Source organism: Nonomuraea zeae (assembly GCF_005889725.1).
GTDB classification, from domain to species: domain Bacteria; phylum Actinomycetota; class Actinomycetes; order Streptosporangiales; family Streptosporangiaceae; genus Nonomuraea; species Nonomuraea zeae.
In genome coordinates, this window is record NZ_VCKX01000071.1 from 1 (window position 1) to 23,226 (window position 23,226).

The following is a 23,226-nucleotide window of genomic DNA, read 5'->3' on the forward strand; positions in this document are numbered from 1 at the left end:
CAATATGGCATGTCTTTTGCGAGCACATGCATCGCACAAGCCTGGCGGCTCCGGATGGTGCATCCGGCACCAAAAGGGGGACGAACGAGAGGAAATGGACCATGGAAAACAAGGTGATGAACCAGACCGAGGCGGCCGCCACCCCCGCCGCCGTGGCCGCGGGCGCGGCACCTAGCGGGGTTCTTGTGGAACCTGCACGGATGCAGTGGGTACGTGACCGTCTCTGTGGTGGCTCCCTGGAGAGCGGGCTCGGCGCTGGCCGGCTGGATCGATGTCACCGCAGGAGCTGCGAGGGCCGAAGCTACCAGCGCACCGGCCGCGAGAGAGTGCCTGATCTTGATCATGACTGATCACTTCTTGTCTCTGTGAGCTCGGGGGCGATCCCCGAAGGCGGAACGCCGCGTCGGCATCGGAAAGACATCCGGCACGACACTGGAATCAGCTCTCACGCTAGGTGGGTGCTCTTGGGCGAGTCATCCAATGAAGGCAAAAGTCGCGACTTGCCCGGATTGCCGACGAGTTCGCGACGGGAAGAAATTGGAGACGTTCAACTACGCTGAGCGACGCCACGGCGTACGCCGTTTGTCGTCGCTAAAATCCCGCCAATCGAGGGGTACAGCTTTCCGGCCGCTCCCGGCACCCGCCGCAGGACCCGTCGCGCAATGGCCAGATCCGGCAAAGCACCCCGGCCCTGCACGAAGCCCCGGCGATACGGAGGCCGCGAGCCGGCCCCGGGCAGGCGGGGACGGGAGTCCGGCCGCCAGGTTGATGCCGAGGTAGACCATGGCCGCCGATGGCAGCGATCGGCGTGACCTGCGACCGGGGCCGAAAACGCGCCCCGGCGGTCGCATCCGGCCGCACCCGTCACAAAGACCGCGTTCAGTCGCGCGTACCGCCGGCCACGGCCAAACACGCACCCAGACGCGCGTCAGGGGTGCGTCCAGGCGCGCGTCCAGACCGCGCGCTCAGACCGCCGCGCTCAGACTGCGCGCTCAGCCAACCACGCTCAGGCCACCACGCTAGGACTGTGCGCTCAGGCCACCGCACTCAGACGTTGAAGCGGAACTCCACCACGTCGCCGTCACGCATGACATAGTCCTTGCCCTCGATGCGGGCCTTGCCCGCCGAGCGCGCGCTGGCGATGGAGCCGGCCTCGATCAGCTCGTCGAAGGAGACCACCTCGGCCTTGATGAACCCGCGCTGGAAGTCGGTGTGGATCACGCCGGCCGCCTCGGGCGCGGTGGCGCCCTTGCGGATCGTCCAGGCCCTGGTCTCCTTCGGCCCGGCCGTCAGGTAGGTCTGCAGGCCGAGTGTCTCGAAGCCGACCCTGGCGAGCTGGCGCAGCCCCGACTCCTCCTGGCCGACCGACTGCAGCAGCTCCAGCGCCTCCTCCTCGTCCAGCTCGACCAGCTCGGACTCGATCTTGGCGTCGAGGAAGACGGCCTCGGCCGGGGCCACCAGCGCGGAGAGCTGCTCCCTGAGCGCCGAGTCGGTCAGCTCGTCGGCGTCGAGGTTGAACACGTACAGGAACGGCTTGGCCGTCAGCAGGTGCAGCTCGCGCAGCTCCTCGCGGTCGAGACCGCTCTCGAAGATGGTCTTGCCGGTCTCCAGGACGGCCAGAGCGGCCTCCGCGGCCTCCAGCGCGGCCTTCTTGTCCTTGTTGTTGCGCGCCTCCTTCTGCAGGCGCGGCACGGCCTTCTCGACCGTCTGCAGGTCGGCCATGATCAACTCGGTGTTGATGGTCTCGATGTCGCGCTTGGGCGAGATCTCGCCGTCCACGTGCGTGACGTCGGGGTCGTTGAAGACGCGGATGACCTGGCAGATCGCGTCGGTGTCGCGGATGTTGGCGAGGAACTGGTTACCCCGGCCCTGCCCCTCGGACGCCCCCTTGACCAGGCCCGCGATGTCGACGAACTCGACCTTGGCGGGCAGGATCCGGGCCGAGCTGAAGATCTCGGCCAGCTTGGGCAGGCGGTCGTCGGGCACGCCCACGATGCCCACGTTGGGCTCGATGGTGGCGAACGGGTAGTTCGCGGCGAGCGCGTTGCCCGTCTTGGTCAGCGCGTTGAAGAGCGTGGACTTACCGACGTTGGGCAGGCCGACGATGCCGATGGAGAGACTCACGGAGCCTGAGTTTACTTGCTCAGCACGTCCAGACAGGTCACGGGACGGTAGGCGCCCGCGGCGCGCAGGTAACGCTCCGAGCTCGGCGGGCACCGGTCGGCGACGCTCTCGAACGACACGACCCGGCCCCACGCCTGCGGAGAGTCGCAGGCCACCCGGGTGACGGCGGAGCGCGTGAGCACGTCCGCGCCGGGCTCGGCCACGCACGCGCCCCTCTCCAGCACCTGGCCGCCCGCGCCGAGGCAGATCACCCAGGAGGCGCTCTGGCGCAACGTGTCCAGCGTGCCCGCGGGGCACGAGGCCGCGTCGGGCGCGAGCGCCGTGGCCCTGCCGTACCAGCCGGCGCGGGCGCACGGCTGCTCGCGGCCGTCCAGCGCGACGCAGTCACCGGGCCTGAGCAGGCCACCGCCGCCGCCCGGCGCGCCGGGGTGCGGATCGAGGAAGTTGCGTACGCACGCCGTGCGGCCGGGCCCGATGCGCAGCACGTCGTCCGTGTCGTCCGGGCAGCCGCCGGGACCCGGCGGGTCGGAGGCCAGCGCCACGACCTCGGATTCGCCCCCGTTGCACGGGGTCAGCGCGTAGTCGCCCCTGACGCACGCGCCCGGCGACCACCGCAGCGTGGGCACGGCACGGCCGTCCCCGCCGCCGCTACCCGCGATCACGGCCCCGGCCAGGGCCGTCAGTGCGACGGCCACGACGGCGCCGGCGGCGGCCAGCTTCGGCAGCGTGTTCATCCCAGTACTCTGGGTGACGAAGGATATGGCGCACAAGCGGAACGCCCAAGCGTGTCGGGAAGATACGCGCTCGATGTCCTGCAATCATCGCTGGAGTGGATGTCGTCTCGCTTCTCATCGGTCTCGCCATCGGGCTGCTCATCGGGTTCCTGGTGGCCAGGACGCGGGCGGCGGTGCGGGTGGCCGAGTCCGACGCGCGGGCCAAGTCGGCCGCGGAGAAGCTGGTCTACGTCGAGGAGCAGCTCGCCGAGCGCTTCCAGGCCCTTTCCACGCGCGCCCTCGACGTCAACAACATCCGCTTCCTCGAACTGGCCGAGACCAGGCTGTCGGCCAGCCGTGCGGAGGCCACCGGCGATCTCGAACAACGCAAGCAGGCCGTCGAGCACCTGGTCGAGCCGCTGAAAGACGCCCTGGGACGGGTCGAGGCGCAGCTGCGCGACACCGAGTCGGGCCAGCGGGCGGCGCGGGCGGAGCTGGCCAAGCAGATGGAGTTCGTCCGGCAGAGCCACGAGCAGCTCCGCGCCCAGACCACGACCCTGGTGAGGGCCCTGCAACGGCCCGAGGCCCGCGGCCGGTGGGGCGAGCTGCAGCTGCGCAGGGTGGCCGAGATCGCCGGGATGCAGCGCTACTGCGACTTCGACGAACAGGTCACGGAAGGCGCCCTGCGCCCCGACATGGTCGTCCGGCTGGCCGGCGGGAAGAACATCGTGGTCGACTCCAAGGTGTCGCTGGCGGCCTATCTGGAGGCCGCTGAGACGTCCGACGAGTCGCTGGCCACGGTCCGGCTCGACGCGCACGCCAGGCACGTGCGCGAGCACATCGACCGGCTGGCGGCCAAGGCGTACTGGCAGGGGTTCAACCCGTCGCCGGAGTTCGTGGTGCTGTTCATCCCCGGCGAGGCCTTCCTGGCTCCGGCGCTCGAACGCGACCCCGGGATGCTCGAGTACGCCATGACCAAGCGGGTGCACATCGCCACGCCCACCACGCTGATCACGATGCTGCGCACCGCGCACTACGCCTGGCAGCAGGCCGCGCTGAGCGAGAACGCGCGGGCGGTGTTCGAGCTGGGCAAGGAGCTGTACGAGCGGCTGTCGTCGCTGGGCAGGAACGTCGAGTCGCTGGGCCGGGCGCTGACGCGGACCGTGGAGGCGTACAACAAGTCGGTCGGCTCGCTGGAGAGCCGGGTGCTGGTCACCGCGCGCAAGCTGCACGATCTGGGCGTCGTCGACGGCGACCTGGACTCCCCGCAGATGCTCGAAGGGCTGCCCAGGCCGCTGGCCTCCCCCGAACTGCTGGAAACCCCTTCTTCCTCAACGGCGTCTCTGATTTCGCACTCGAACGGTAAGTTGGCCAACGGGTCGCAGTAAATGGGGGGTGCACCGGTGAGTGAGAAAGGCAGGCGTTCAGCTGTCAGGCTGACCGCTCGCGGCGCCATCGCGCTCTCCCTGGTCGCCACCTTGGCGGGCTACGTGCTGACGTCCCTGCTCGACATCCCGCACCTGGTGGGAGCGGCGTTCGTGACCTCCAGCCTGCTCGGCGTGCTGCTGGTCAACCGGCGCGAGCTGCTGTCGCTGGTGGTGACGCCGCCGCTGGTGTTCTTCTGCGCCACGCTCTTCGTGGAGCTCGGCCGGGCCTTCGGCTCGGTGTCGATCGTGCAGTCGCTGGCGCTGGGGCTCTACACGTCGCTGACGACGGGCGCGCCGTGGCTGTTCGCCGGCTCGGCCCTCGTGCTGGGCGTGGCGTGGCGGCGCGGGCTGCGCGACAACGTACGCGAGCTGCGCGAGGAGCTGAAGGCGGGCGCGGAGGTGCCGCGCCCGCGCCAGCCGTTCGTGCCGGAGCCTGAGGGATATTTCGAGCCCAAGGTGTACGGGACTCCGCGCGGCGAGGACTGACCCGCGGACCCCCGGCTCGGATCAGGAGGCGCGCAGGTCCTTGCGCAGCTCGTGGGGCAGGGCGAAACGCATGCTCTCCTCCACCGGCTGGACCTCCGTCACATCGCCGAACCCGTGCTGGGCCAGCCGCGCCAGCACCTCCTCGACCAGCTCTTCGGGCACCGAGGCGCCGCTGGTCACGCCGACCGTGGTGACGCCTTCGAGCCACTCGTCACGGATGAAACCGGCGTTGTCGACCAGGTAGGAGGCGTCGGCGCCGTAGTCCTTGGCCACCTCGACCAGCCGCTTGGAGTTGGAGGAGTTTTCCGAGCCGACGACGATGACGAGCTGCGACTCGGCGGCGATCTCCTTGACGGCGACCTGGCGGTTTTGCGTGGCGTAGCAGATGTCGTCGCTCGGCGGGTCGATCAGCGTGGGGAAACGCTCCTTGAGCCGGGCGACCGTCTCGGTGGTCTCGTCGACCGACAGCGTGGTCTGCGACAGCCACACCAGCTTGCTCGGGTCCTTGACCTGCACCCGGTCGACCGAGTCGAGCCCGTCGACGAGCTGGATGTGGTCGGGGGCCTCCCCGGAGGTGCCTTCGACCTCCTCGTGGCCTTCGTGCCCGATCAGCAGGATGTCGTAGTCCTGCCCGGCGAACCTCTTCGCCTCATTGTGCACTTTGGTGACCAGCGGACAGGTAGCGTCGATGGTGCGCAATCCGCGCTGCTTGGCCTCGTCGTGCACGGCGGGCGAAACGCCGTGAGCGGAGAAGACCACGATCTCACCCTCGGGGACCTCCTCGGTCTCCTCGACGAAAATAGCGCCCCTGGCCTCGAGTGTCTTGACGACGTGGGTGTTGTGGACGATCTGCTTGCGTACGTAGATCGGCGCTCCGTACTGCTCCAGAGCCTTCTCGACCGCAACCACGGCTCGATCGACTCCGGCACAGTAGCCCCGTGGCTTGGCTACGAGGACTCGGCGGTAAGAGGGGGTCTGGGGCTCCATACTTCTTATGCTACGTGGAGCGGCCATCAGGCCCGCGCGTGCGTGGTTGCCCGCGGTTTGCCAGACTGACCGTCCAATACTGACCTCCCAGGGAGACGTCATGTCCCTCAGCGACGTGATACGCAACATCGCAAAGACCGTCACCAACAAGGATGAGTTGAAGGAGAAGGCCAAGGACCTTCCGCTGCTCGTCGTGCAGACCACGCTCAGCGCCGCAGGACAGGCGCTGTTGCTCGTCGACCGGATGAAGAACTCGATCAAGGGCATCGGCAGCAAGGAGGAGCGCGAGGAGGAGCAGTACGACTCCCGCCCATCCGCCGCCGAGCAGGTGGCCGCGCCGGTGGCGGCGGATGAGGACAAGCCCGCTCGCAAGGAGCCGGTCATCTTCGCCCCGCGGCCCAGCGCCGCCGAGCCCAACGGCTCCGCCAAGGCCAAGCCCGACCCGGTCATCTTCACCCCGGCGGGCAAGACCGAGACCAAGGCCGAAGAGGCCAAGACTGCGGAGGCCAAGCCCGCAGAGCCCGTCGTGGAGGCCAAGCCCGCTGAGGCCAAGGCCGCTGAGGCCAAGGCCGCTGAGGCCAAGGCCGCTGAGGCCAAGCCCGCCGAGCCCGTCGTGGGGGCCAAGCCCGCCGAGCCCGCGGTCAAGGCCGCTGAGCCCGTCGTCGAGCCCGTGGCCGAGGAGGCGCCCAGCGTCGCGCCCGAGCCGGTGAGCGCCCCCGAGGCGACCGCCGCGCCCGAGCCGGTGGCGAGCGTCCCGGTGAACCTGGCCGAGCCGCTGCCCGGCTACTCCGAGCTGACCGTCGCCTCCCTGCGTGCCAGGATGCGCGGCAAGAGCGCCGAGCAGATCGGCGACTTCCTCGCTTTCGAGCGGGCGACGGCGGCGCGGCCCGAGGTCATCAAGATGTTCGAGAACCGCCTCGCCAAGCTCCAGGCCGACGCGTAGGCCCGCGAGGGTCGGCCCTCGCCACGGCAGAGTGCGCTTTCCCGCGTAGTCTTCCCGCATGACCTCGAAGACCACGCCCGAGTCCCCCCTGCCGATCCGCACGGTCCTGCAAATGGTGGGCGGCTGGATCGGCAGACTCGGCACGGTCTGGGTCGAGGGCCAGATCACCGACCTGAGCGCCCGTGGCGGCACGGTGTTCCTGACCCTGCGTGACCCGGTCGCCAACGTGTCGGCCAGGGTCACCGCCCCGCGCGGCGTCTATGAGGCGGCCGAGCCGCGACCGGCCGACGGCGCCAGGGTCGTGGTGCACGTCAAGCCGGACTTCTGGGTCAACAGGGGCTCGTTCGCCTTCACCGCGCTGGAGATCCGTCCCGTCGGTGTGGGCGAGCTGCTGGCCAGGCTCGAACGGCTCAGGAAACTGCTGGCCGCCGAAGGGCTGTTCAACGCCGACAGGAAGCGGCGGCTGCCGTTCCTGCCCGGCACGGTCGGGCTCATCTGCGGCCGTGACTCCGCAGCCGAGCGCGACGTGCTGGAGAACTCCCGCAGGCGCTGGCCCGCCGTCCGGTTCAAGGTCGAGGAGGTCGCCGTCCAGGGCCCGTACGCGGTGGGCGAGGTGACCGAGGCGCTGCGCAAGCTCGACGCCGACTCCGACATCGACGTGATCGTCATCGCCCGCGGCGGCGGCTCGCTGGAGGACCTGCTGCCCTTCTCCGACGAGACGCTCGTCCGCTCGGTGGCGGCCTGCCGCACCCCGGTGGTGAGCGCGATCGGCCACGAGCAGGACAGCCCGCTGCTCGACCTGGTGGCGGACGTACGCGCGTCCACCCCCACCGACGCGGCCAAGAAGGTCGTCCCCGACGTCGGCGAGCAGCTCACGCTGGTGCGCCAGCTGCGCGACCGGGGGCGCAGGGTGGTGAGCGGCTGGCTCGACCGGGAGATGTCCTGGCTGACCTCGGTGCGCTCGCGGCCGTCGCTGGCCGACCCCGTGCGCGAGCTCGAACGCCGGGCCGAGCAGGTCGAGGCGCTGCGCGACCGGTCCAGGCGCTCGCTGTCCAGCTCGCTCGACCGGGCCTCCGACGACCTCGGCCATCTGCGGGCCCGGCTCGTCGCGCTGTCCCCCGCGGCCACGCTGGAGCGCGGCTACGCCATCGTGCAGCACCCGTCGGGCGACGTCGTACGCCTGGCCAAGGACGTCTCCCCCGGCACCGTGCTGACGATCCGGCTGTCCGACGACCGCCTGACCGTACGAGCCGAGGAATCCGGCGAATCCGGAGAGGCGTGACGGATCGCAGATCTCCGGCGGGGCCGTGCTCAGCGGCCCGCCGCGGCTGTACCCCGTGCGCTACGTTCGGCGCATGAGAGGACTCACGCAGGTCGCTCAGCACGCCGACGATCTCGACCGGGCCACCGCCTTCTACCGGGACGTGCTCGGCGTGCGCCACATCGCCACCTACCGGCCGCCCGGGCTCGCCTTCTTCGACCTCGACGGCGTACGCCTGCTGATCGAGCAGGGCGCGCCCTCCGCCGTCCTGTACCTCTACTCCGACGACATCGAGGCCGACGTGGCGCGGCTGCGCGCCCATGAGGTGGAGATCGTCGAGGAGCCGCACCTGATCTTCACCGACGACGGCACGTTCGGGACGCCGGGCAAGGAGATCCGCATGGCCGCGTTCAGGGACTCGGAGGGGAACCTGCTCTGCCTCATGACCTGACCCGGGCTCAGGCCCGCGTACCGGTCACCGGCCAGGGGCCTGGATGACGGCCGCGGCAAGGGCGGTCAGGCCCGACTTGATCTCCTCCACCGTCATGCCGCGCTCCTCCCGCTGGTGGGCGATCAGGCAGGCGTCGACCGGCGCGAGCAGGGCGTCGGCGAGGAAGGCCGCGTCGCGCGAGTGCCCGCGGGCCTGCGCGAGCAGCGTCGCCAGATGCACGTGGTGCACCCGGTACGGCCCGCCGCTGAGCTTGGCCCCCTTCGCCAGCAGCACGAACAGGGACTGCTGCGCCACGATGCGATCCACCAGCGCGTCCAGGAACGCGCTGATCCGCTCGGCAGCGGGGGCGCCGGGCCCGAGCGGTGGCGGGCCGGCGAAGAACGCCTGCTGAAAGCGCCGCTCCCGCTCGTCGATCAGCGCGTAGATCAGCCCGGCCCGGTCGCCGAAGCGCCGGTAGACGGTGCCCACGCCGACCCCGGCCACGCGGGCGACCTCATCGAGCGAGAGGTCCTCCGCGCCGTGCTCGGCGACCATCCTGGCCGCGACCTCGACGATCTTCTGCCGGTTGCGTGCCGCGTCGGCCCGCTCAGGCGGGGGCTGCCCGACGAGAGGCAGCAATCGGCGTTCGCACACGGGTGGAGCCTACAGGTTGAATCCGGAGAATTCTCCGGTTAGTCTCCGAACCGGAGAATTCTCCGATTACTGAGGAGCTGACGACACCCATGACCGATTTCAACCAGCAGGTCATCGACGAGTTCCGCGCCAACGAGGGCCGCGTCGGAGGCATGTTCGAGGGCTCGCCGCTGGTGCTGCTGACCACCACGGGAGCCAAGAGCGGCAGGCAGATCACCTCGCCCGTGATGTACGTCGCGGACGGCGACCGCTACGTGATCATCGCCTCCAACGGCGGGGCGGACACCAATCCCGCGTGGTACCACAACCTGCGCGCCACGCCGGCGGCGACGGCGGAGGTCGGGAGTGAGAAGTTCGAGGTGCAGGCCGTCTTCGTCGAGGGCGAGGAGCGCGACCGGCTCTATGCCCGGATGGTGGCGCAGGCCGCGCAGTTCGCGGAGTACGAGGCCAAGACCAGCCGCCGCATCCCGGTGATCGCCCTCCAGCGCACCGCGGCCTGACGGCGGGCGACCACTCGGCAGCCAGGGCGTCCCTTCGGAGCCCTGGCGGCTCAGAAGGGGGCGTCGTCGGCGTGGCCGGAGGTGGGCTCGGACCGGCGGGCCATGGCGGCGGCCAGCTTGACCCTGGCCCCCTGGAGCCACTCCTCGCACACGGCCGCGAGCTTCTCGCCGCGCTCCCAGAGCTCGATGGACTGCTCCAGGGTGAGCCCGCCCGTCTCCAGGCGGCGGACCACCTCGGTCAACTCCTCGCGGGCCTGCTCGTAAGAGGGCGCCTTCTCGTCTGCCACGGGCTCCACCCTAGATCAGCCCTGGGGGCGCTGCTGCAGAAGCGCGGCCAGCTCGGCCAGCTCGGGCCAGTCGGCGGTGCCGGTGATGACCAGCGTCACCTCCGGCAGGACCCGGACCAGCGAGCGCTGCTTCTTGTCCTTGCGGAAGCGCTGCTCCCACGTCACCCCGCCGACCTGCTGCGTGCCGACGGACTGCTCGATGTTGGCCATGCGGCTGGCGAACCCGGCGGCCGGCTTCTCGTCGCTCTGCACGAACATCGCGTGCTCCCGCTTGGCCGTGGCGTAACCGAGGTAGAGCACCTGCGCGCCGTTCTGGCCCTTGGCGATCCTGTTGCTGTTGGGGACCCAGCCGGCCGGGTCCTGCCTCGGCGCCCACACGCCGTACGGCACCGTGTGGCCGAAGTTGGCGACGGTGATCGAGTATTCGAGCCGCGGGATGTGCTCCTCCCGGCTCTGCGGGGTGACCAGCAGGAACAGCCCCGCTCCTGCCAGGCAGACGAACAGGGCTACCGCGTAGCCGTAGAAACCTTGGGTGAACCGTCGCACACTTGGCGAGGTTACCCGCTGGAGGACGCGGTCGCCGAAGTGGCCGGGCGGATCTGCCCGATGATGGCCAGGACTTCCTCGGCCAGGGCGCGGTCGCCCGTACGGACCACCTCGGACACGGCCGCGGCCAGCGCCCCGGTGATCACGACCACGAGCGCCGCCTCGTCCTCGAACAGCGCGGCGTTGCGCTGCGCCCACTTGCGCAGCCGGTCGCTCATGACCACGTCGAAGCCGGGCGGCCCGTCGCCGCGCAGGAACAGCGCGGCCAGCTCGCGATCCTCAAGGCAGCCGTCGAGATAGGCGCGGGCGGCGCTGACGAACACCCGCATCGGGTCGCTCTCGCCCGCCGCGCGGGCCGCGCGGGCCGCGTGTTTGGTCCGCTGCGTCTGCTTGGCCTGGAACTCCTCCCACAGCGTGAGATAGAGGTCGGCCTTGCCGGAGAAGTGGTGATAGAGGCTGCCCACGCTGGCGTCGGCCCTGGCCACCACGTCGGTCACGCCCGCCTCCGCGAAGCCCTTGGAGACGAAGATCTCTCTGGCGGCGGCGAGCAGCGAGCTCCGGGTGGCCGCACCGCGCTCGGACGTGCGCGGCTGGACCACCACGGGTTCCACATCGCTCATATGGGTCTCCTCCATGGCAGGGCGCCATCCTCCATGGTGGAGGCAAGATCTCTGGCGCGCACGAGGTATGGCGCAAAAAATCCGTTCTCCCTTGTGCAGGGCGGCCACGTAGAAGCTAACAGACGACGCCGCTGACCGGCCTCCGCCGGGACGGCCGCTCCGGGCCGGGCAGATTATCCGCCTCGGACCGGGAAGAAGGGGGCAACTACCATCAACGTAGATTCCCACGAGGAGGCCACTCATCATGTCCGATCAGACGTCCGTACCGGCCGAGCTCGCCACCGGCGAGCACGCCCCGGATCGCAACCTGGCGATGGAGCTCGTCCGCGTCACGGAGGCGGCCGCGATGGCGGCGGCCCGGTGGGTCGGCCGAGGCGACAAGAACGGCGCCGACGGCGCGGCGGTCAACGCCATGCGCCAGCTGATCAACACGGTCTCGATGAACGGCGTGGTGGTCATCGGCGAGGGCGAGAAGGACCACGCCCCGATGCTGTTCAACGGCGAGCGGGTGGGTGACGGCAGCGGCCCCGACTGCGACGTGGCGGTGGACCCCATCGACGGCACGCGGCTGACCGCGCTCGGGATGCCGGACGCGGTCTCGGTGATCGCGGTGAGCGAACGCGGCTCGATGTACGACCCGTCGGCGGTGTTCTACATGGAGAAGCTGGTCACGGGCCCGGAAGCGGCCGACGTGGTGGACATCGAGGCCCCCGTGGCCGCGAACATCAACGCCGTCGCCAAGGCCAAGCACTGCTCGGCGTCCGACGTCACCGTGGTCGTGCTCGACCGCCCCAGGCACGATCGGCTGGTCAAGGAGATCAGGGAGACGGGCGCGCGGATCAAGTTCATCACCGACGGCGACGTGGCCGGGGCGATCATGGCGGCCCGCTCGGGCACCGGCATCGACCTCATGCTGGGCATCGGCGGCACCCCCGAGGGCATCGTGGCGGCGTGCGCGCTCAAGTGCCTGGGCGGGGTGATCCAGGGCAAGCTCTGGCCGCGTGACGACGCCGAGCGGGGCCGGGCCATCGATGCCGGACACGACCTGGGCCAGGTGCTCACCACCAACGACCTCGTCAAGTCCGACGACGTGTTCTTCGCCGCGACCGGGATCACGCACGGCGAGCTCATGCAGGGCGTACGGTTCAGGGCCGGCTCGGCGGTGACCGAGTCGCTGGTCATGCGCGGCCGCTCGGGAACGATCCGCAAGATCGAGAGCGAGCACCAGCTCTGGAAGCTGCGGGCCTACAGCGCGATCAACTTCGACACCGCGGGCTGAGCCCGGAGGCCCGACCGCCGCGGGCTGAGCCCGGAAGCCCGACCGCCGGCCCGGAAGCCCCGATCGCCGCGGCCTGAGCCCGCGCTTTCGGCTCAGCGGCGGCGCTTGCGGCGGGGCGGCTCCTTGACCTTGACCTCGCCGGCGAAGTTCGTGGTGCGCACCTCGACCACGGGCGCGCCCGGCTCGGTCGGCTGCTTGGTCAGGCGGACCGTCTCGCCCTTGACGACCCTGACCACCTCCAGCCCCTCGGGGACGTGGATCTCCAGGCCGCCGAAGACCAGCGTGGCGTTGATGATCATCTGCCGGTTCTGCAGGATCGCGTCCCGGAAGTCCAGCTTGGTGGTGCCGAACATGGCCGTCACGTCGAGCTCGGCCGGCACGACCCAGCGCCCGCCGCGCTGCTCCTTCTTGAAGATGGCGGAGACGGGCCTGCCGTCCAGGTTGAGCGGCTGCTGGTCGGCGGGCAGCAGGTCGACGGTGAGCCCGGCGAGCTCGCCGAGGGTGCGCGCGGCGTAGAGGGTGCCGAGGCGCTCCTCCAGCTCGTCGAGGGTGAGCCGGCCGTCGGCGTGGGCGTCCTGCAGCACCTGTGCGATGCGCTCGCGGTCGGCGTCGGACGCGCGCAGCTCGTGCGGCTGCGGCACGTCGCCGGTGGACGGGGGCCGGCGGGCCGTCACCCATTCCTCGGCCAGCCGCTCCCCGACTTCCTGCAGCTTCGGCAACCACGATCCAGCGCGTTCGTTCACACTTCTGACGATATCTGGCGCTCGCCACATTCGCTCGTCCGGAAACGAACCGGATCGGGGTGGATCAGTGGATTCGCGCCAGCAGGCCGGAGATCTCCTCGGCCAGGTCTTCGTTCACTTCGGCGTGGCGGTTGAGCAGCCGGTACCACATCACCCCGTACACGAGATCGACCGCGAGCTCCAGGTCCACGTCACCGGGCACGGCGCCGCGCGCCAGCACGGAGCGCAGGACGGCCCGGCGCGGCCCGATGATCCTCGCGCGCAGGTCGGCGGCCAGCGCGGGATCGGACTGGGCGTCGGCCATCAGGCCCACGACGACCTGCCCCGCCACCCCCCTGGCCAGCGCGAACGTCTGCTCCAGGAACGCGACCAGATCGGCCCGCGCGTCACCGCTGTCGAGCGGCGGCGGCATGTCCTCGGCGAGGATCTCCGTCAGGCTCTCCAGCAGCACCTGCGCCTTGGTCTGCCACCAGCGGTAGACGGTCTGCCTGCCGCTGCCGGCCGCCTCGGCGATGCCCTTCATGGTGACGTTCTGGTATCCGTCCCGGGCGCACAGGTCGAGCGCCGCCCGGAGGATCGCCTTCCTGGCCACCTCGCTGCGTGGTCTGCCTACCATGGCGCCCACTTTACAAGACACCGTGCCTCGTTTATATTCGAGGCATGATGTCTCGTATTGAGGAGAACAGGACCATGCGCGTTGTGATCGCAGGCGGCACGTCCGGCGTCGGGCTCGCGGCCGCCGCCCGGCTGGCCGCGGGCGGCGACGAGGTGTTCATCACCGGCCGCTCTGATGAGCGCCTGCAGTCGGCGTTGAAGGAGCTCGGCGGCCAGGTCAAGGGTGAGGTCGCCGACGCGCGCGACACCGAGGCGATGCGGGCGCTGTTCGAGCGGCTCGGCAGTGTCGACCACCTGATCATCACCGTGACGGGCCGCGGCGGCGCGGGCCCGCTGAGCGCGCTGACCGGCGACGGGCTGCTCGCCGCCGTGCGGAACAAGCTGGTCCCCCACTTGCTGACCGCGCAGGCGGCATTGCCCGTGCTGAGCAAGGAGGGCTCGATCACCTTCCTGACGGCCGCCTCCGCGGGCGCGGCCTACCCCGGCGTCGCCACGCTGGCGGCGGTGAACGGCGCGATCGAGGCCACCGTGCCCGGCCTGGCCGTCGAGCTGGCGCCCGTCAGGGTGAACGCGATCTCCCCCGGCGTGATCGACACCGACTGGTGGTCGGAGATCGGGGACGAGGCGCGGACGGCGTTCCTGGAGGGCACCGCCGCGAGCCTGCCGACCGGCCGGGTCGGCACCCCCGAGGACGTGGCCGCCACGATCGAGTACGTGGTGCGCAACGCGTTCGTGACCGGCACGGTGCTCACGGTGGACGGTGGAGGGCGGTTGAAGGCCTGAGGACGCTGGCGTGAAAAGTCAGTGTTCACCGGAATCTGTGCGCACTTCTGGCCGTTGATCCAGCAAAGGATCCTGGCAAAGATCCCGACATAAGGGGTGTGCGTGCATCAACCGGCGCGATGGGGTCTCGGCGTGGCAGGCGCCGGCATAGCGGTGATCGTGGGCCTGGAGCTGACCGGCCTCGACGAGATGAACCCGCTCAGGCGGACCATCAGCGAGCACGGCCTCGGCCCGGATGGCTGGATCTTCGGGCTCGGGGTCGGGCTGCTGGCGACCGGGTCGGCGGCCATCGCGGTGTCGCTGGCGCGCAGGAAGCTGGCCGGGATCGTCGGCACCGTCACCCTCATGGCGTGGAGCGTCGGGCTGTTCATGACGGCCTGGTTCGAGAAGCACGACTGGTCGGTCGGGCCGAGCATGAGCGGGAGCATCCACCGGGTGGGCAGTTTCGTCGCCTTCCTCAGCCTGCCGCTGGCCGCGGTGATCATCGCCAGGCCGTGGCAGCACCGCGAGCGGTCCAGGGCCACGGTGGTGGCCTTCGGCTTCGGGATCTGCTCCGTGCTGTGGGTGATGGGCATCGGCACGGCGATGCTCATCGGGGCGGGCAACGGGCTGCCGTGGTACCGGGTCATGCCGCTCGGGCTGGTGGAGCGCGGGCTGGCCGTCACCGAGGTGGCCGCGCTGCTGGCGCTCGGCCTGTGGGCGGCGGCCCGGCCGGCCGCTCGACCGGCGCAGGAACCGGCACCGGCGGCGACTACACAGGCCGCAGCACGGTGATGAGGTCGTCCACGTAGCCTCTGAAGATCGCGGCCATGTCCACCCGGTCCGGGTCGATCAGCCACTGCGTCTGCAGGCCGTCCATCATCGCGATCAGCCGGTCGGCGTGCGCCTCGGCGTCCAGCCCTGACCGGAGCTCGCCGCGCTCGGCCCCCGTGCGCAGCGCCGCGGCCACGTCCGCGCGCAGCCGGCGGTAGCGCCGCCTGGCCCACGCGTGCCCGGGGTGGTCGGGCGTCACGGCCTCACCGCTGATCACGGAGAAGAGCTGCACCAGGCCGGGCACCCTGGAGTTGTGCTCGACCACGTCGGCCAGGGCGCGCAACGCGTCGATCCCGCCGGCCGAGCCGAGGTCGAACTTGCGCGTGTCGAGCTCGTCCCGGTAGTCCAGCACCGCGACGAGCAGCAGCTCCTTGCTCTTGAAATGGTGCAGCAGGCCGGCCTGGGACAGCTCGACGCGCTCGGCGATGCGGGCCAGCGACGCGCCCCGGTAGCCGTTCTCGGCGAACTCCATGAGCGCCGCGGCCAGGATGCGCTCCTTGCGCGCCTCGCCGGACGCATAACCCCGCTTCACCTCCGGAACCCTATCCCGGGGTCCGCGCCGGATGTCATGCTGGCGGAGCGCCTCCGGCAGCCGCTAACCTGACCCCGCCTCACGTTTGATTTCCCCCCGATCAGGAGGCCGCCGTGCCGTCCCCGCGTGATCGCCAGGCCCGCGCCGCCACGTACGTCGTCTACGCCGTACAGGGCCTGTCCTTTGCCTCGCTCCTCATCCAGGTCGCGAACCTCCAGGCCAAACACGGGCTCGACGAGGGCACGCTGACGCTCCTGCTGCTGATCGTCCCCGTGTTCGCGGGGGTCGGCAGCGTGGCCGCGGGGTCGTTCGCCGCCAGGAAGGGCAGCAAGCCGCTGCTGCGCATCGCGCAGCCGGTCGTCGCGCTCGCCGTCGTGCTGGCCGGGCTCGCCCCGAACGTGCTGCTGCTGGTGCCCGTGCTGCTGCTGTTCGGCGTGGCGGTGGGCGCGGTGGACGCGGGCATGAACATGCAGGGCGTGGCGGTCGAGCGCAGGTACGGCGTCCAGGTGCTGAACGGGTTCCACTGCGTGTGGAGCGTGCTCAGCATGGCCGGGGCGCTGTGGGCGTCGGCGGCGGCCGACCTCCCGCTGGCGGTCATCATGACGCTGCCGATGGTCCTGGCCGTGGCGGGCTCGCTCTACGCCGGGCGGGACCTGTGCACGTTCGAGGAGGAGAAGGTGGACGGCGTCGCGGCGAACGACACCTCCGGCGGCTTCCCCTGGCGGCCGATCATCCCGCTCTGCCTGGCCATGGGCTTCCTGTACGTCGGCGACGCCGCCGTCTCCAACTTCAACACCGTGTTCATGAAGGACGTGCTGGAGGCGGGCCCCCGGGTGATCCCGCTGGCCTACGTCGCCTACCAGGCGACCACGCTGGCCGTCCGGCTCGGCGGCGACTTCGCGGTCCGCCGGTACGGCCCCGCCGCCATCGTCAGGATCGGCGGGGTGATCGCCACGCTCGGGTTCCTGGGCGTCGTCCTGGCCCCGAACCAGCCGCTCGGCATCGTCGCGTTCGGGCTGACCGGGGTGGGGCTGTCGGTGGTCGCGCCGCAGTCGTTCTCGGCGGCGGGCAAGCTGGACCCGGCCGGGACCGGGGTGGCCATCGCCAGGGTGAACCTCTTCAACTACGTGGGCTTCATCGTCGGAGCGGCCCTGGTGGGCGGCATCGCGGACGCCGCGGACATGCGGGTGGCGTTCGTCGCGCCGCTGGTGCTGGCCGCCGTGATCATCTTGCTCGCGCCGGGCTTCCAGCCCAAGCAGGCCGCCGAGCCGTCCGCCGCCTGAGCCTCGCCGCCAGGCCGCGGTCCTGCGGCGCCCTGTCCTCGCCGCCGGGCCGGTCCCGCGCGGGCTCAGCTCTCCGGCGTTCCCGGCGGGGTGGGGTCCAGCATGGCGACGGCCTGGTCGACGGCGGCGGCCACGTCGTCGTCCGGCGGGTAGAGCAGCGCCCTCCCGACGACGAGCCCGCGCACGCCGGGCAGCCGCAGCGCCTCGCGCCAGGCGGCGTAGGCCAGGTCGGGCGCGTCCCCCGGGTCGCCGCCGAGCAGCAGCGTCGGCAGCGTGGTGGCCCGCATGACGCGCTCCATGTCCGCCACCACGGGGATCTTCAGCCAGGTGCGCGCCGAGGTGGCGCCCAGGCCCTGGGCCACGCTGATCGCCTTGATCACGCCGTCCGGCGAGAGGTCGTGCCCCGGCCTGCGCGACCAGAACGGCTCGATCATCGCCACCAGGCCCGCCTCGGCCAGCTCGGTGATCGCCTTTCCGCAGGACTCCAGGGTCGCGGCGGTGCCCGGCTCGTCGAGCGCGATCCTGCACAGCATCTTGCCGCCGTCGAGCCGCATCCGCGCGATGGCCCCGGTGTCGTACGCGGTGAACCGGTCGTCGAACTCGAACACGGCCCCCTGCAGCCCGCCCCTGTTCATCGAGCCGATGACGAGCAGGTCGTCGAGCGCGCCGAGCAGCAGCAGGTCCTCGACCACGTCAGGCGTGGCCAGCAGCCCGTCCACGCCCGGCCGCCGCAGCGCGGTCGTCAGCCGGTCGAGCAGCTCGACCCGGTCGCCCATGGCCAGGGGCCGGCCGCCCACCGCCAGCGCGCCCCTGGCCGGATGGTCGGCGGCGATGATCATGAGCTGGTCGCGCGCCCCGAACAGCGGCCTGCGCCGCCTGGCCGCCGCCGCCTCCGCGACGCGCTCCGGGTGCCTCGCCCGCACCGCGCGCAGCTCGTGGTAGTCAGCCAACCCCCAGCACCTCATCCGGACAGGTACGGCCGGGCCGGCGACCCGGGCAGGGGACCTCGCTCGCGGGGCCCCCTGCGGGCTTCATCGCCGCACTTCCGCGACCTCGACCGGACGGCGCTCGCGCAGCGACAGGTCGGCGGCCTCGGCCACGTAGAGCGCCTCTAGAGCGTCCTCGATCGAGCACAGGCTCTCCTCCGCCCGCAGGAAACCGTCGATCTCCCTGCGGTAGGCGGTCTCGAACCGGGTGACGAAGTCCGGCCAGGGCTCCTCGCCGCTCGGAGGCCCCTCGGTCGTGTGCAGAGGGGCGCGCGGGCCGAGCCCGACGACCTGGGTGCGCTCGGTGCCGGCCAGCTCCATGCGCACGTCGTACCCGGCGCCGTTGTAGCGCGAGCCCTGCAGGGTGGCCAGCGTGCCGTCGTCCAGCGTGAGCAGCGCGGCGCTGTTGTCCACGTCGCCGGCCGCCGCGAAGAAGGCGGCCCCCCGGTTGGCCCCCGTCGCGTAGACCGACATCACCTCGCGGCCGGTCACCCAGCGCAGGATGTCGAAATCGTGGATGTGGCAGTCGCGGAAGATGCCGCCGGAGGTGGCGATGTACTCGGCGGGCGGCGGCGCCGGGTCGGCGGTGATCAGGTGTACGCGGTGCAGCTCCCCCAGCTCGCCCGCGCGCAGGGCGTGCGCAGCGGCCACGTACCCGGGGTCGAACCTGCGCTGGAACCCGATCTGCACCCGATGTCCCTGGGCCGACTCCAGCACCTTCACGGTGTCGGCCACCGTGCCCGCGACCGGTTTCTCGCAGAAGGCCGGCACGCCGCGCTCGCAGGCCCTGATGATCAGCTCGGCGTGGGTGCCGGTCGGGGTGGCGATCACCACGGCGTCCGCCTCGAACGGATCACCCGGCCTGCCGTACGGCGACGTACGCACGGGATCGGCCACGATCAGCTCGTCCACCAGCGGATGCGTGGCCAGGGTCGCGGCGTGAAAGGCTCCGATCCTGCCCAAACCCAGCAGTCCCACACGCATGGCGCCTCCGTTCCGGGTATGAGTCTCTTTCTAGGCGAGCACTTCTCCCTCAGTCAACGTTTTGTCCTGACATTCTGACCTTCAAGCCCGTTACGGCCTCGACCGCCTTGTGCGCCGGCAGCCGGGCGAATCCCACCACCATCGCCGGCGGCCCCTGCGACCCCCGCATCGGGCCCACCGCCTCGGCCGACAGCCCGACACCCTGCGCGAGCCGGGTCACCTCGCGCTCGTCCCAGCCGCACGGGAGCTCCAGGTACACGTGCAGCCCCGCGTCGATGCCCTTGACCCGGATCTCGGGCAGCTCCTCGGCCAGCGCCGTGACCAGGGCGTCCCTGCGACGCCGGTATTCCCTGCGCATCCGGCGCAGATGCTTGTCGTAGCCGCCGGTCCGCAGGAAGTGGGCCAGGGCGTACTGCTCGATGACCGGCGAGCCCAGGTCCAGCTCGCCCCGCGCCCGGCACACCGCCTCGGCCAGGTCCGGCGGCGCGGCCACCCAGCCCAGCCGGAGCCCGGGGGCCAGCGCCTTGCTGACGCTGCCCGAGAGGATCACGCGGTCCGGCGCCAGCCCCTGGAGACAGCCGACGGGATCGCGGTCGAAGCGGAACTCGGCGTCGTAGTCGTCCTCCAGGATCGTGCGGTTGCCCGCGTACGCCCACTCCATCAGCGCGGCGCGGCGCGGCGGCGACAGGACCACGCCGGTCGGGTACTGGTGCGCGGGGGTGACCAGCACCGCGTCCCCGCTCAGCCGGCGCACGTCCAGGCCCTCCTCGTCCACGGGGACCCGGACCAGGTGCGCGCCGGCCCGCCGGAGCAGCGGGGTCTGGCGGTGGCTCGTCGGGTCCTCCACCGCCAGCCGGAACGGGCGCTGCCGGGTCAGGACGTGCAGCACCAGGCTCAGGCCCTGCGCCACGCCGCCGACGATGACGAGGTTCTCCGGGCGCACGTCCGCCGCGCGGACCCGCCGGAGGTAGCCGGCCAGCTCTTCTCGCAGCTCAGGCACGCCGCCGGGGTCCCCGTAGTCGAGGGCGTCCGAGGGTACGGTGGTCAGCACGTGCCTCACGGCGGCGAGCCATCTTTCACGGGGGAAGTGGCTGAGGTCTGGGGAGGTGGGGCGATGACCCCAAAACGGAGCGCACACGGGGGTGCTCGCCACCTGGCGGGCCTGCGGGGGCGCCGGCCGGGGCGGCGGGACGCTGCGCTGCCCGCCGTCCGCCCTGTTCGGCGACCGGTTGCCGGCCTTGGGCGTGACCTGGGTGCCGACGCCGACCTTGGAGACCAGGAAGCCTTCGGCGACGAGCTGCTCGTACGCCTCCACCACCACGCCTCTGGAGACCTGGAGATCGGCGGCGAGGTCGCGGGTGGCGGGCAGGCGCGTGCCCGGCGTGAGCCGGCCGCCCCGGATGGAGTCGCGCAGCTCAGAGGCGATCTGCCCGGCAATGCCTCCCTTGTCGCGACTTATCTTGATGTGGAGGTCGGCCATATTGGTCCTGTCTTCTGCCGGGACATTGGACTGTTTTCGCGAACCATTGTCTCTCTAGCATCCTTCGCATGAAGAGCGGAATCGTGGGCGCCGCCTCGGCGATGTTCCTGGTCGGCACCCTCGCGGGAGTGTCAGGACTCATCGGCGGCTATCCCATATACGGCGGGCAGGCAGTGCGGTATCTCGTGGCAGCGGTCATTCTGCTTGTCATAACGCGAGTGCTCGGCCTGCGGTTCGTCCGGCCCAACCTGCGCGAGGCCCTGTGCCTGGTCGGGCTCGCCCTGTTCGGCCTGGTGATGTTCAACGTCTGCGTGGTCGAGTCGACCAACGACTCGGGGCCCGCGCTGGTCGGGACGGTGCTGGGCACCGTGCCGCTGGCGCTGGCGCTGGCCGGCGGGCGGCCCGCGCCCCGGCTGCTCATCGGGGCGTGCGTGGTGGTGGCGGGGGCCACGCTGGCCACCGGCCTCGGCAGCGGCAACCTGACCGGCCTGCTGTGGGCGCTCGGCGCGCTCGTGGGCGAGCTGTGCTTCTCCCTGCTGGCCATCCCCCTGCTGCCCAGGCTGGGGGCGATCAGGGTGTCGGCGTACTCGACCACCCTGGCGGTGCCGATGCTGGGCGCGATCGGCTTCGCCTCCGAGGGCACGGGCATGCTGCGGATGCCGACCGTGGCGGAGGCGCTCGGGCTCGCCTATCTGGCGATCGTGGTCACGGTGGTGGCGTTCTTCCTGTGGTACACCTCGCTGCCCAAGCTCGGCCCCGGCCGGGCCGGGCTGTTCGCCGGGCTCATCCCGGTGGCGGCGATCACCACGGGCGCGGTGCTCGGGATCGCGACGCCGTCCGCGTACGACCTGCTCGGGGCGGGTCTGGTGATCGCGGGCATCCTGGTGGGCCTGACCGCCGGGCGGTCCCGCGCGCCCGTCGCCGCACCGAACGAGGCCTGAGCCCACCGCCTGACGGGGTCCGCCGCGGAGGGACTAATCTCTAGGGGACCCCGAAAGGATGGACATGGGCGAGTTCGACTACACCGACCTGCTGCCGCTGGGAGCCGATGACACGGAATATCGGCTGATCACCACGGAGGGGGTGCGGAAGGTCGAGGCGGCTGGGCGTACGTTCCTGGAGGTCGAGCCGGAGGTGTTGCGGCTGCTGACCGAGACGGCCATCCACGACATCTCCCATTTCCTGCGGGCCTCGCACCTCGCCCAGCTCAGGAAGATCGTCGATGACCCCGAGTCCAGCGGCAACGACCGCTTCGTGGCGCTCGACCTGCTGAAGAACGCCTCCATCTCGGCCGGCGGCGTGCTGCCCATGTGCCAGGACACCGGCACCGCGATCGTCATGGGCAAGCGCGGCCGGCACGTGCTGACCGACGGCCGCGACGCCGAGCATGTCTCCCGCGGCGTCTACGACGCCTACACCCGGCTCAACCTGCGTTATTCGCAGATGGCTCCGCTCACCATGTGGGAGGAGAAGAACACCGGCAGCAACCTGCCGGCGCAGATCGAGCTCTACGCCGAGGACCCACACGGTCACGCCGACGAGTACAAGTTGCTGTTCATGGCCAAGGGCGGCGGCTCGGCCAACAAGTCGTTCCTGTACCAGGAGACCAAGGCCGTACTCAACGAGAAGCGCATGCTGGCCTTCCTCGAGGAGAAGATCCGCTCGCTGGGCACCGCGGCCTGCCCTCCGTACCATCTGGCCGTGGTCGTGGGCGGCACGTCCGCCGAGTTCGCGCTCAAGACCGCGAAATACGCCAGCGCCCGCTACCTCGACTCGATCCCCACCGAGGGCTCGGCCTCCGCGCACGGGTTCAGGGACCTGGAGATGGAGGCCAAGGTCTTCGAGCTGACGCAGAAGCTCGGGATCGGGGCGCAGTTCGGCGGCAAATACTTCTGCCACGACGTACGCGTCATCCGCCTGCCCAGGCACGGGGCCTCCTGCCCGGTGGCCATCGCCGTCTCCTGCTCGGCCGACCGCCAGGCGCTGGCCAAGATCACGCCGGAGGGCGTGTTCCTGGAGAAGCTGGAGACCGACCCGGCCAGGTTCCTGCCGGAGACGACCGACGAGCACCTGTCGGACGACGTTCTCAAGGTTGACCTCAACCGCCCGATGCCGGAGATCCTCGCCCAGCTGACGAAATATCCGGTCAAGACGCGGCTGTCCCTCACCGGCCCCCTCGTCGTCGCCCGCGACATCGCGCACGCGAAGATCGCCGAGCTGCTGGACAACGGCGGCGAGATGCCGCAATACCTCAAGGACCACGCCGTCTACTACGCCGGACCGGCCAAGACCCCCGAAGGGTACGCGTCGGGCTCGTTCGGGCCCACGACGGCCGGGCGGATGGACTCCTACGTGGAGCGGTTCCAGGCGGCGGGCGGCTCGATGGTGATGCTGGCCAAGGGCAACAGGTCCAAGCAGGTCACGGAGGCCTGCGCCACGCACGGCGGCTTCTACCTGGGCTCCATCGGCGGTCCCGCGGCCAGGCTGGCCCAGGACTGCATCAAGAAGGTGGAAGTGCTCGAATATCCCGAGCTGGGGATGGAAGCCGTGTGGAAGATCGAGGTGGTCGATTTCCCCGCGTTCATCGTCGTGGACGACAAGGGGGACGACTTCTTCACCGACAAGACCGGCCCGGTGCTGTCGATCGGGCGGCGCTGACGCCTCAGGCTCCGGGGGTGCGGGCGGCGCTGACGCCTGACTTCGGGGGGTGCCGAGTGGGCGAGCTAACCGCTCGGCACCTCAAGGGGGCT

The 23,226-nt window shown here is 70.9% G+C and carries 26 protein-coding genes; 13 read left to right on the forward strand and 13 right to left on the reverse strand.

Annotated elements, in window-relative coordinates; translation table 11 throughout:
- Positions 1-350, forward strand: a 350-nt coding sequence (locus tag ETD85_RS64750; RefSeq protein WP_206058473.1) for a hypothetical protein, incomplete at its 5' end; no start/stop codon positions are given.
- 697 nt (positions 351-1,047) lie between these two features.
- Here the strand turns inward: ETD85_RS64750 and ychF are convergent.
- Positions 1,048-2,124: a redox-regulated ATPase YchF gene (gene ychF, locus ETD85_RS23065; protein ID WP_138691848.1), complete on the reverse strand. Its 1,077-nt coding sequence runs from the start codon at positions 2,122-2,124 to the stop codon at positions 1,048-1,050.
- Between the two features lie 11 nt (positions 2,125-2,135).
- Positions 2,136-2,858, reverse strand: a complete 723-nt coding sequence (locus tag ETD85_RS23070; RefSeq protein WP_138691849.1) for a hypothetical protein — start codon at positions 2,856-2,858, stop codon at positions 2,136-2,138.
- Positions 2,859-2,953: 95 nt separating this feature from the next.
- Here ETD85_RS23070 and ETD85_RS23075 point away from each other — a divergent pair, with 95 nt between their 5' ends.
- Both ETD85_RS23075 and ETD85_RS23080 read left to right on the forward strand, forming a co-directional pair.
- Positions 2,954-4,225 (forward strand): DNA recombination protein RmuC, encoded by a 1,272-nt coding sequence (locus ETD85_RS23075; protein WP_138691850.1) that lies wholly within the window; start codon positions 2,954-2,956, stop codon positions 4,223-4,225.
- Positions 4,226-4,240: 15 nt separating this feature from the next.
- The gene (locus ETD85_RS23080; RefSeq protein ID WP_240779323.1) at positions 4,241-4,750 is read left to right on the forward strand and encodes a DUF6542 domain-containing protein; all 510 of its coding nucleotides are present in this window, start codon (positions 4,241-4,243) and stop codon (positions 4,748-4,750) included.
- A gap of 21 nt (positions 4,751-4,771) precedes the next feature.
- On the opposite strand, the gene ETD85_RS23085 is transcribed toward ETD85_RS23080, so the two are convergent.
- Complete coding sequence (locus tag ETD85_RS23085; protein WP_138691852.1) at positions 4,772-5,737, reverse strand: 4-hydroxy-3-methylbut-2-enyl diphosphate reductase; 966 nt, start codon at positions 5,735-5,737, stop codon at positions 4,772-4,774.
- A gap of 100 nt (positions 5,738-5,837) precedes the next feature.
- On the opposite strand from ETD85_RS23085, the gene ETD85_RS23090 reads away from it, so the two are divergent.
- From ETD85_RS23090 to ETD85_RS23100, 3 genes are all read left to right on the forward strand, one after another.
- Positions 5,838-6,680: a hypothetical protein gene (locus ETD85_RS23090; RefSeq protein ID WP_138691853.1), complete on the forward strand. Its 843-nt coding sequence runs from the start codon at positions 5,838-5,840 to the stop codon at positions 6,678-6,680.
- Positions 6,681-6,738: 58 nt separating this feature from the next.
- Positions 6,739-7,962 (forward strand): exodeoxyribonuclease VII large subunit, encoded by a 1,224-nt coding sequence (xseA, locus tag ETD85_RS23095; protein ID WP_138691854.1) that lies wholly within the window; start codon positions 6,739-6,741, stop codon positions 7,960-7,962.
- Between the two features lie 73 nt (positions 7,963-8,035).
- A complete protein-coding gene (locus tag ETD85_RS23100; protein WP_138691855.1) occupies positions 8,036-8,392 on the forward strand; it encodes a VOC family protein in 357 nt (118 codons plus the stop codon).
- A gap of 24 nt (positions 8,393-8,416) precedes the next feature.
- On the opposite strand, the gene ETD85_RS23105 is transcribed toward ETD85_RS23100, so the two are convergent.
- A complete protein-coding gene (locus ETD85_RS23105; RefSeq protein ID WP_240779324.1) occupies positions 8,417-9,025 on the reverse strand; it encodes a TetR/AcrR family transcriptional regulator in 609 nt (202 codons plus the stop codon).
- A gap of 89 nt (positions 9,026-9,114) precedes the next feature.
- Between ETD85_RS23105 and ETD85_RS23110 the strand changes: the two genes are divergently transcribed.
- Positions 9,115-9,525, forward strand: coding sequence for a nitroreductase family deazaflavin-dependent oxidoreductase (locus ETD85_RS23110; protein WP_138691856.1), 411 nt, complete (start codon positions 9,115-9,117; stop codon positions 9,523-9,525).
- Positions 9,526-9,575: 50 nt separating this feature from the next.
- On the opposite strand, the gene ETD85_RS23115 is transcribed toward ETD85_RS23110, so the two are convergent.
- From ETD85_RS23115 to ETD85_RS23125, 3 genes are read right to left on the reverse strand one after another with little or no spacing between them, the layout of a single operon-like run.
- Positions 9,576-9,812 (reverse strand): exodeoxyribonuclease VII small subunit, encoded by a 237-nt coding sequence (locus ETD85_RS23115; protein WP_138691857.1) that lies wholly within the window; start codon positions 9,810-9,812, stop codon positions 9,576-9,578.
- Between the two features lie 15 nt (positions 9,813-9,827).
- Positions 9,828-10,358 carry a DUF4245 domain-containing protein gene (locus ETD85_RS23120; RefSeq protein ID WP_138691858.1) on the reverse strand — a complete coding sequence of 177 codons (531 nt, stop codon included), beginning with the start codon at positions 10,356-10,358 and terminating at the stop codon, positions 9,828-9,830.
- Positions 10,359-10,369: 11 nt separating this feature from the next.
- Entirely contained in the window at positions 10,370-10,978 is a 609-nt protein-coding gene (locus tag ETD85_RS23125; RefSeq protein WP_138691859.1) for a TetR/AcrR family transcriptional regulator, read from the reverse strand.
- A gap of 244 nt (positions 10,979-11,222) precedes the next feature.
- Here ETD85_RS23125 and glpX point away from each other — a divergent pair, with 244 nt between their 5' ends.
- The gene (gene glpX, locus ETD85_RS23130) at positions 11,223-12,257 is read left to right on the forward strand and encodes a class II fructose-bisphosphatase (RefSeq protein WP_138691860.1); all 1,035 of its coding nucleotides are present in this window, start codon (positions 11,223-11,225) and stop codon (positions 12,255-12,257) included.
- Between the two features lie 92 nt (positions 12,258-12,349).
- On the opposite strand, the gene ETD85_RS23135 is transcribed toward glpX, so the two are convergent.
- Positions 12,350-13,000, reverse strand: a complete 651-nt coding sequence (locus tag ETD85_RS23135) for a DUF1707 SHOCT-like domain-containing protein (RefSeq protein WP_170246799.1) — start codon at positions 12,998-13,000, stop codon at positions 12,350-12,352.
- A gap of 64 nt (positions 13,001-13,064) precedes the next feature.
- Entirely contained in the window at positions 13,065-13,616 is a 552-nt protein-coding gene (locus ETD85_RS23140; RefSeq protein ID WP_138691862.1) for a TetR/AcrR family transcriptional regulator, read from the reverse strand.
- 74 nt (positions 13,617-13,690) lie between these two features.
- Here ETD85_RS23140 and ETD85_RS23145 point away from each other — a divergent pair, with 74 nt between their 5' ends.
- Together ETD85_RS23145 and ETD85_RS23150 are read left to right on the forward strand one after the other, a co-directional pair.
- Positions 13,691-14,398: an SDR family oxidoreductase gene (locus tag ETD85_RS23145; RefSeq protein WP_206058475.1), complete on the forward strand. Its 708-nt coding sequence runs from the start codon at positions 13,691-13,693 to the stop codon at positions 14,396-14,398.
- Positions 14,399-14,530: 132 nt separating this feature from the next.
- Entirely contained in the window at positions 14,531-15,172 is a 642-nt protein-coding gene (locus ETD85_RS23150; RefSeq protein ID WP_170246800.1) for a DUF998 domain-containing protein, read from the forward strand.
- Here ETD85_RS23150 and ETD85_RS23155 read toward each other — a convergent pair.
- Positions 15,150-15,743: a TetR/AcrR family transcriptional regulator gene (locus ETD85_RS23155; RefSeq protein WP_240779325.1), complete on the reverse strand. Its 594-nt coding sequence runs from the start codon at positions 15,741-15,743 to the stop codon at positions 15,150-15,152. The genes ETD85_RS23150 and ETD85_RS23155 overlap by 23 nt on opposite strands.
- A 113-nt stretch (positions 15,744-15,856) precedes the next feature.
- Here ETD85_RS23155 and ETD85_RS23160 point away from each other — a divergent pair, with 113 nt between their 5' ends.
- Positions 15,857-17,026 (forward strand): MFS transporter, encoded by a 1,170-nt coding sequence (locus ETD85_RS23160; protein ID WP_138691864.1) that lies wholly within the window; start codon positions 15,857-15,859, stop codon positions 17,024-17,026.
- A gap of 65 nt (positions 17,027-17,091) precedes the next feature.
- Here ETD85_RS23160 and ETD85_RS23165 read toward each other — a convergent pair whose 3' ends face one another.
- The 3 genes from ETD85_RS23165 to pdxR all read right to left on the reverse strand — a co-directional run bounded on the left by ETD85_RS23165 (position 17,092) and on the right by pdxR (position 20,476).
- Complete coding sequence (locus ETD85_RS23165; protein WP_138691865.1) at positions 17,092-17,991, reverse strand: Cgl0159 family (beta/alpha)8-fold protein; 900 nt, start codon at positions 17,989-17,991, stop codon at positions 17,092-17,094.
- Positions 17,992-18,057: 66 nt separating this feature from the next.
- Positions 18,058-18,996: a Gfo/Idh/MocA family protein gene (locus tag ETD85_RS23170; RefSeq protein ID WP_138691866.1), complete on the reverse strand. Its 939-nt coding sequence runs from the start codon at positions 18,994-18,996 to the stop codon at positions 18,058-18,060.
- A gap of 49 nt (positions 18,997-19,045) precedes the next feature.
- Positions 19,046-20,476 carry a MocR-like pyridoxine biosynthesis transcription factor PdxR gene (pdxR, locus tag ETD85_RS23175; protein ID WP_138691867.1) on the reverse strand — a complete coding sequence of 477 codons (1,431 nt, stop codon included), beginning with the start codon at positions 20,474-20,476 and terminating at the stop codon, positions 19,046-19,048.
- 68 nt (positions 20,477-20,544) lie between these two features.
- Here pdxR and ETD85_RS23180 point away from each other — a divergent pair, with 68 nt between their 5' ends.
- Together ETD85_RS23180 and ETD85_RS23185 are read left to right on the forward strand one after the other, a co-directional pair.
- Positions 20,545-21,417, forward strand: coding sequence for a DMT family transporter (locus ETD85_RS23180; protein WP_138691868.1), 873 nt, complete (start codon positions 20,545-20,547; stop codon positions 21,415-21,417).
- 64 nt (positions 21,418-21,481) lie between these two features.
- Entirely contained in the window at positions 21,482-23,134 is a 1,653-nt protein-coding gene (locus ETD85_RS23185; RefSeq protein WP_138691869.1) for a fumarate hydratase, read from the forward strand.
- Positions 23,135-23,226: the final 92 nt, after the last annotated feature.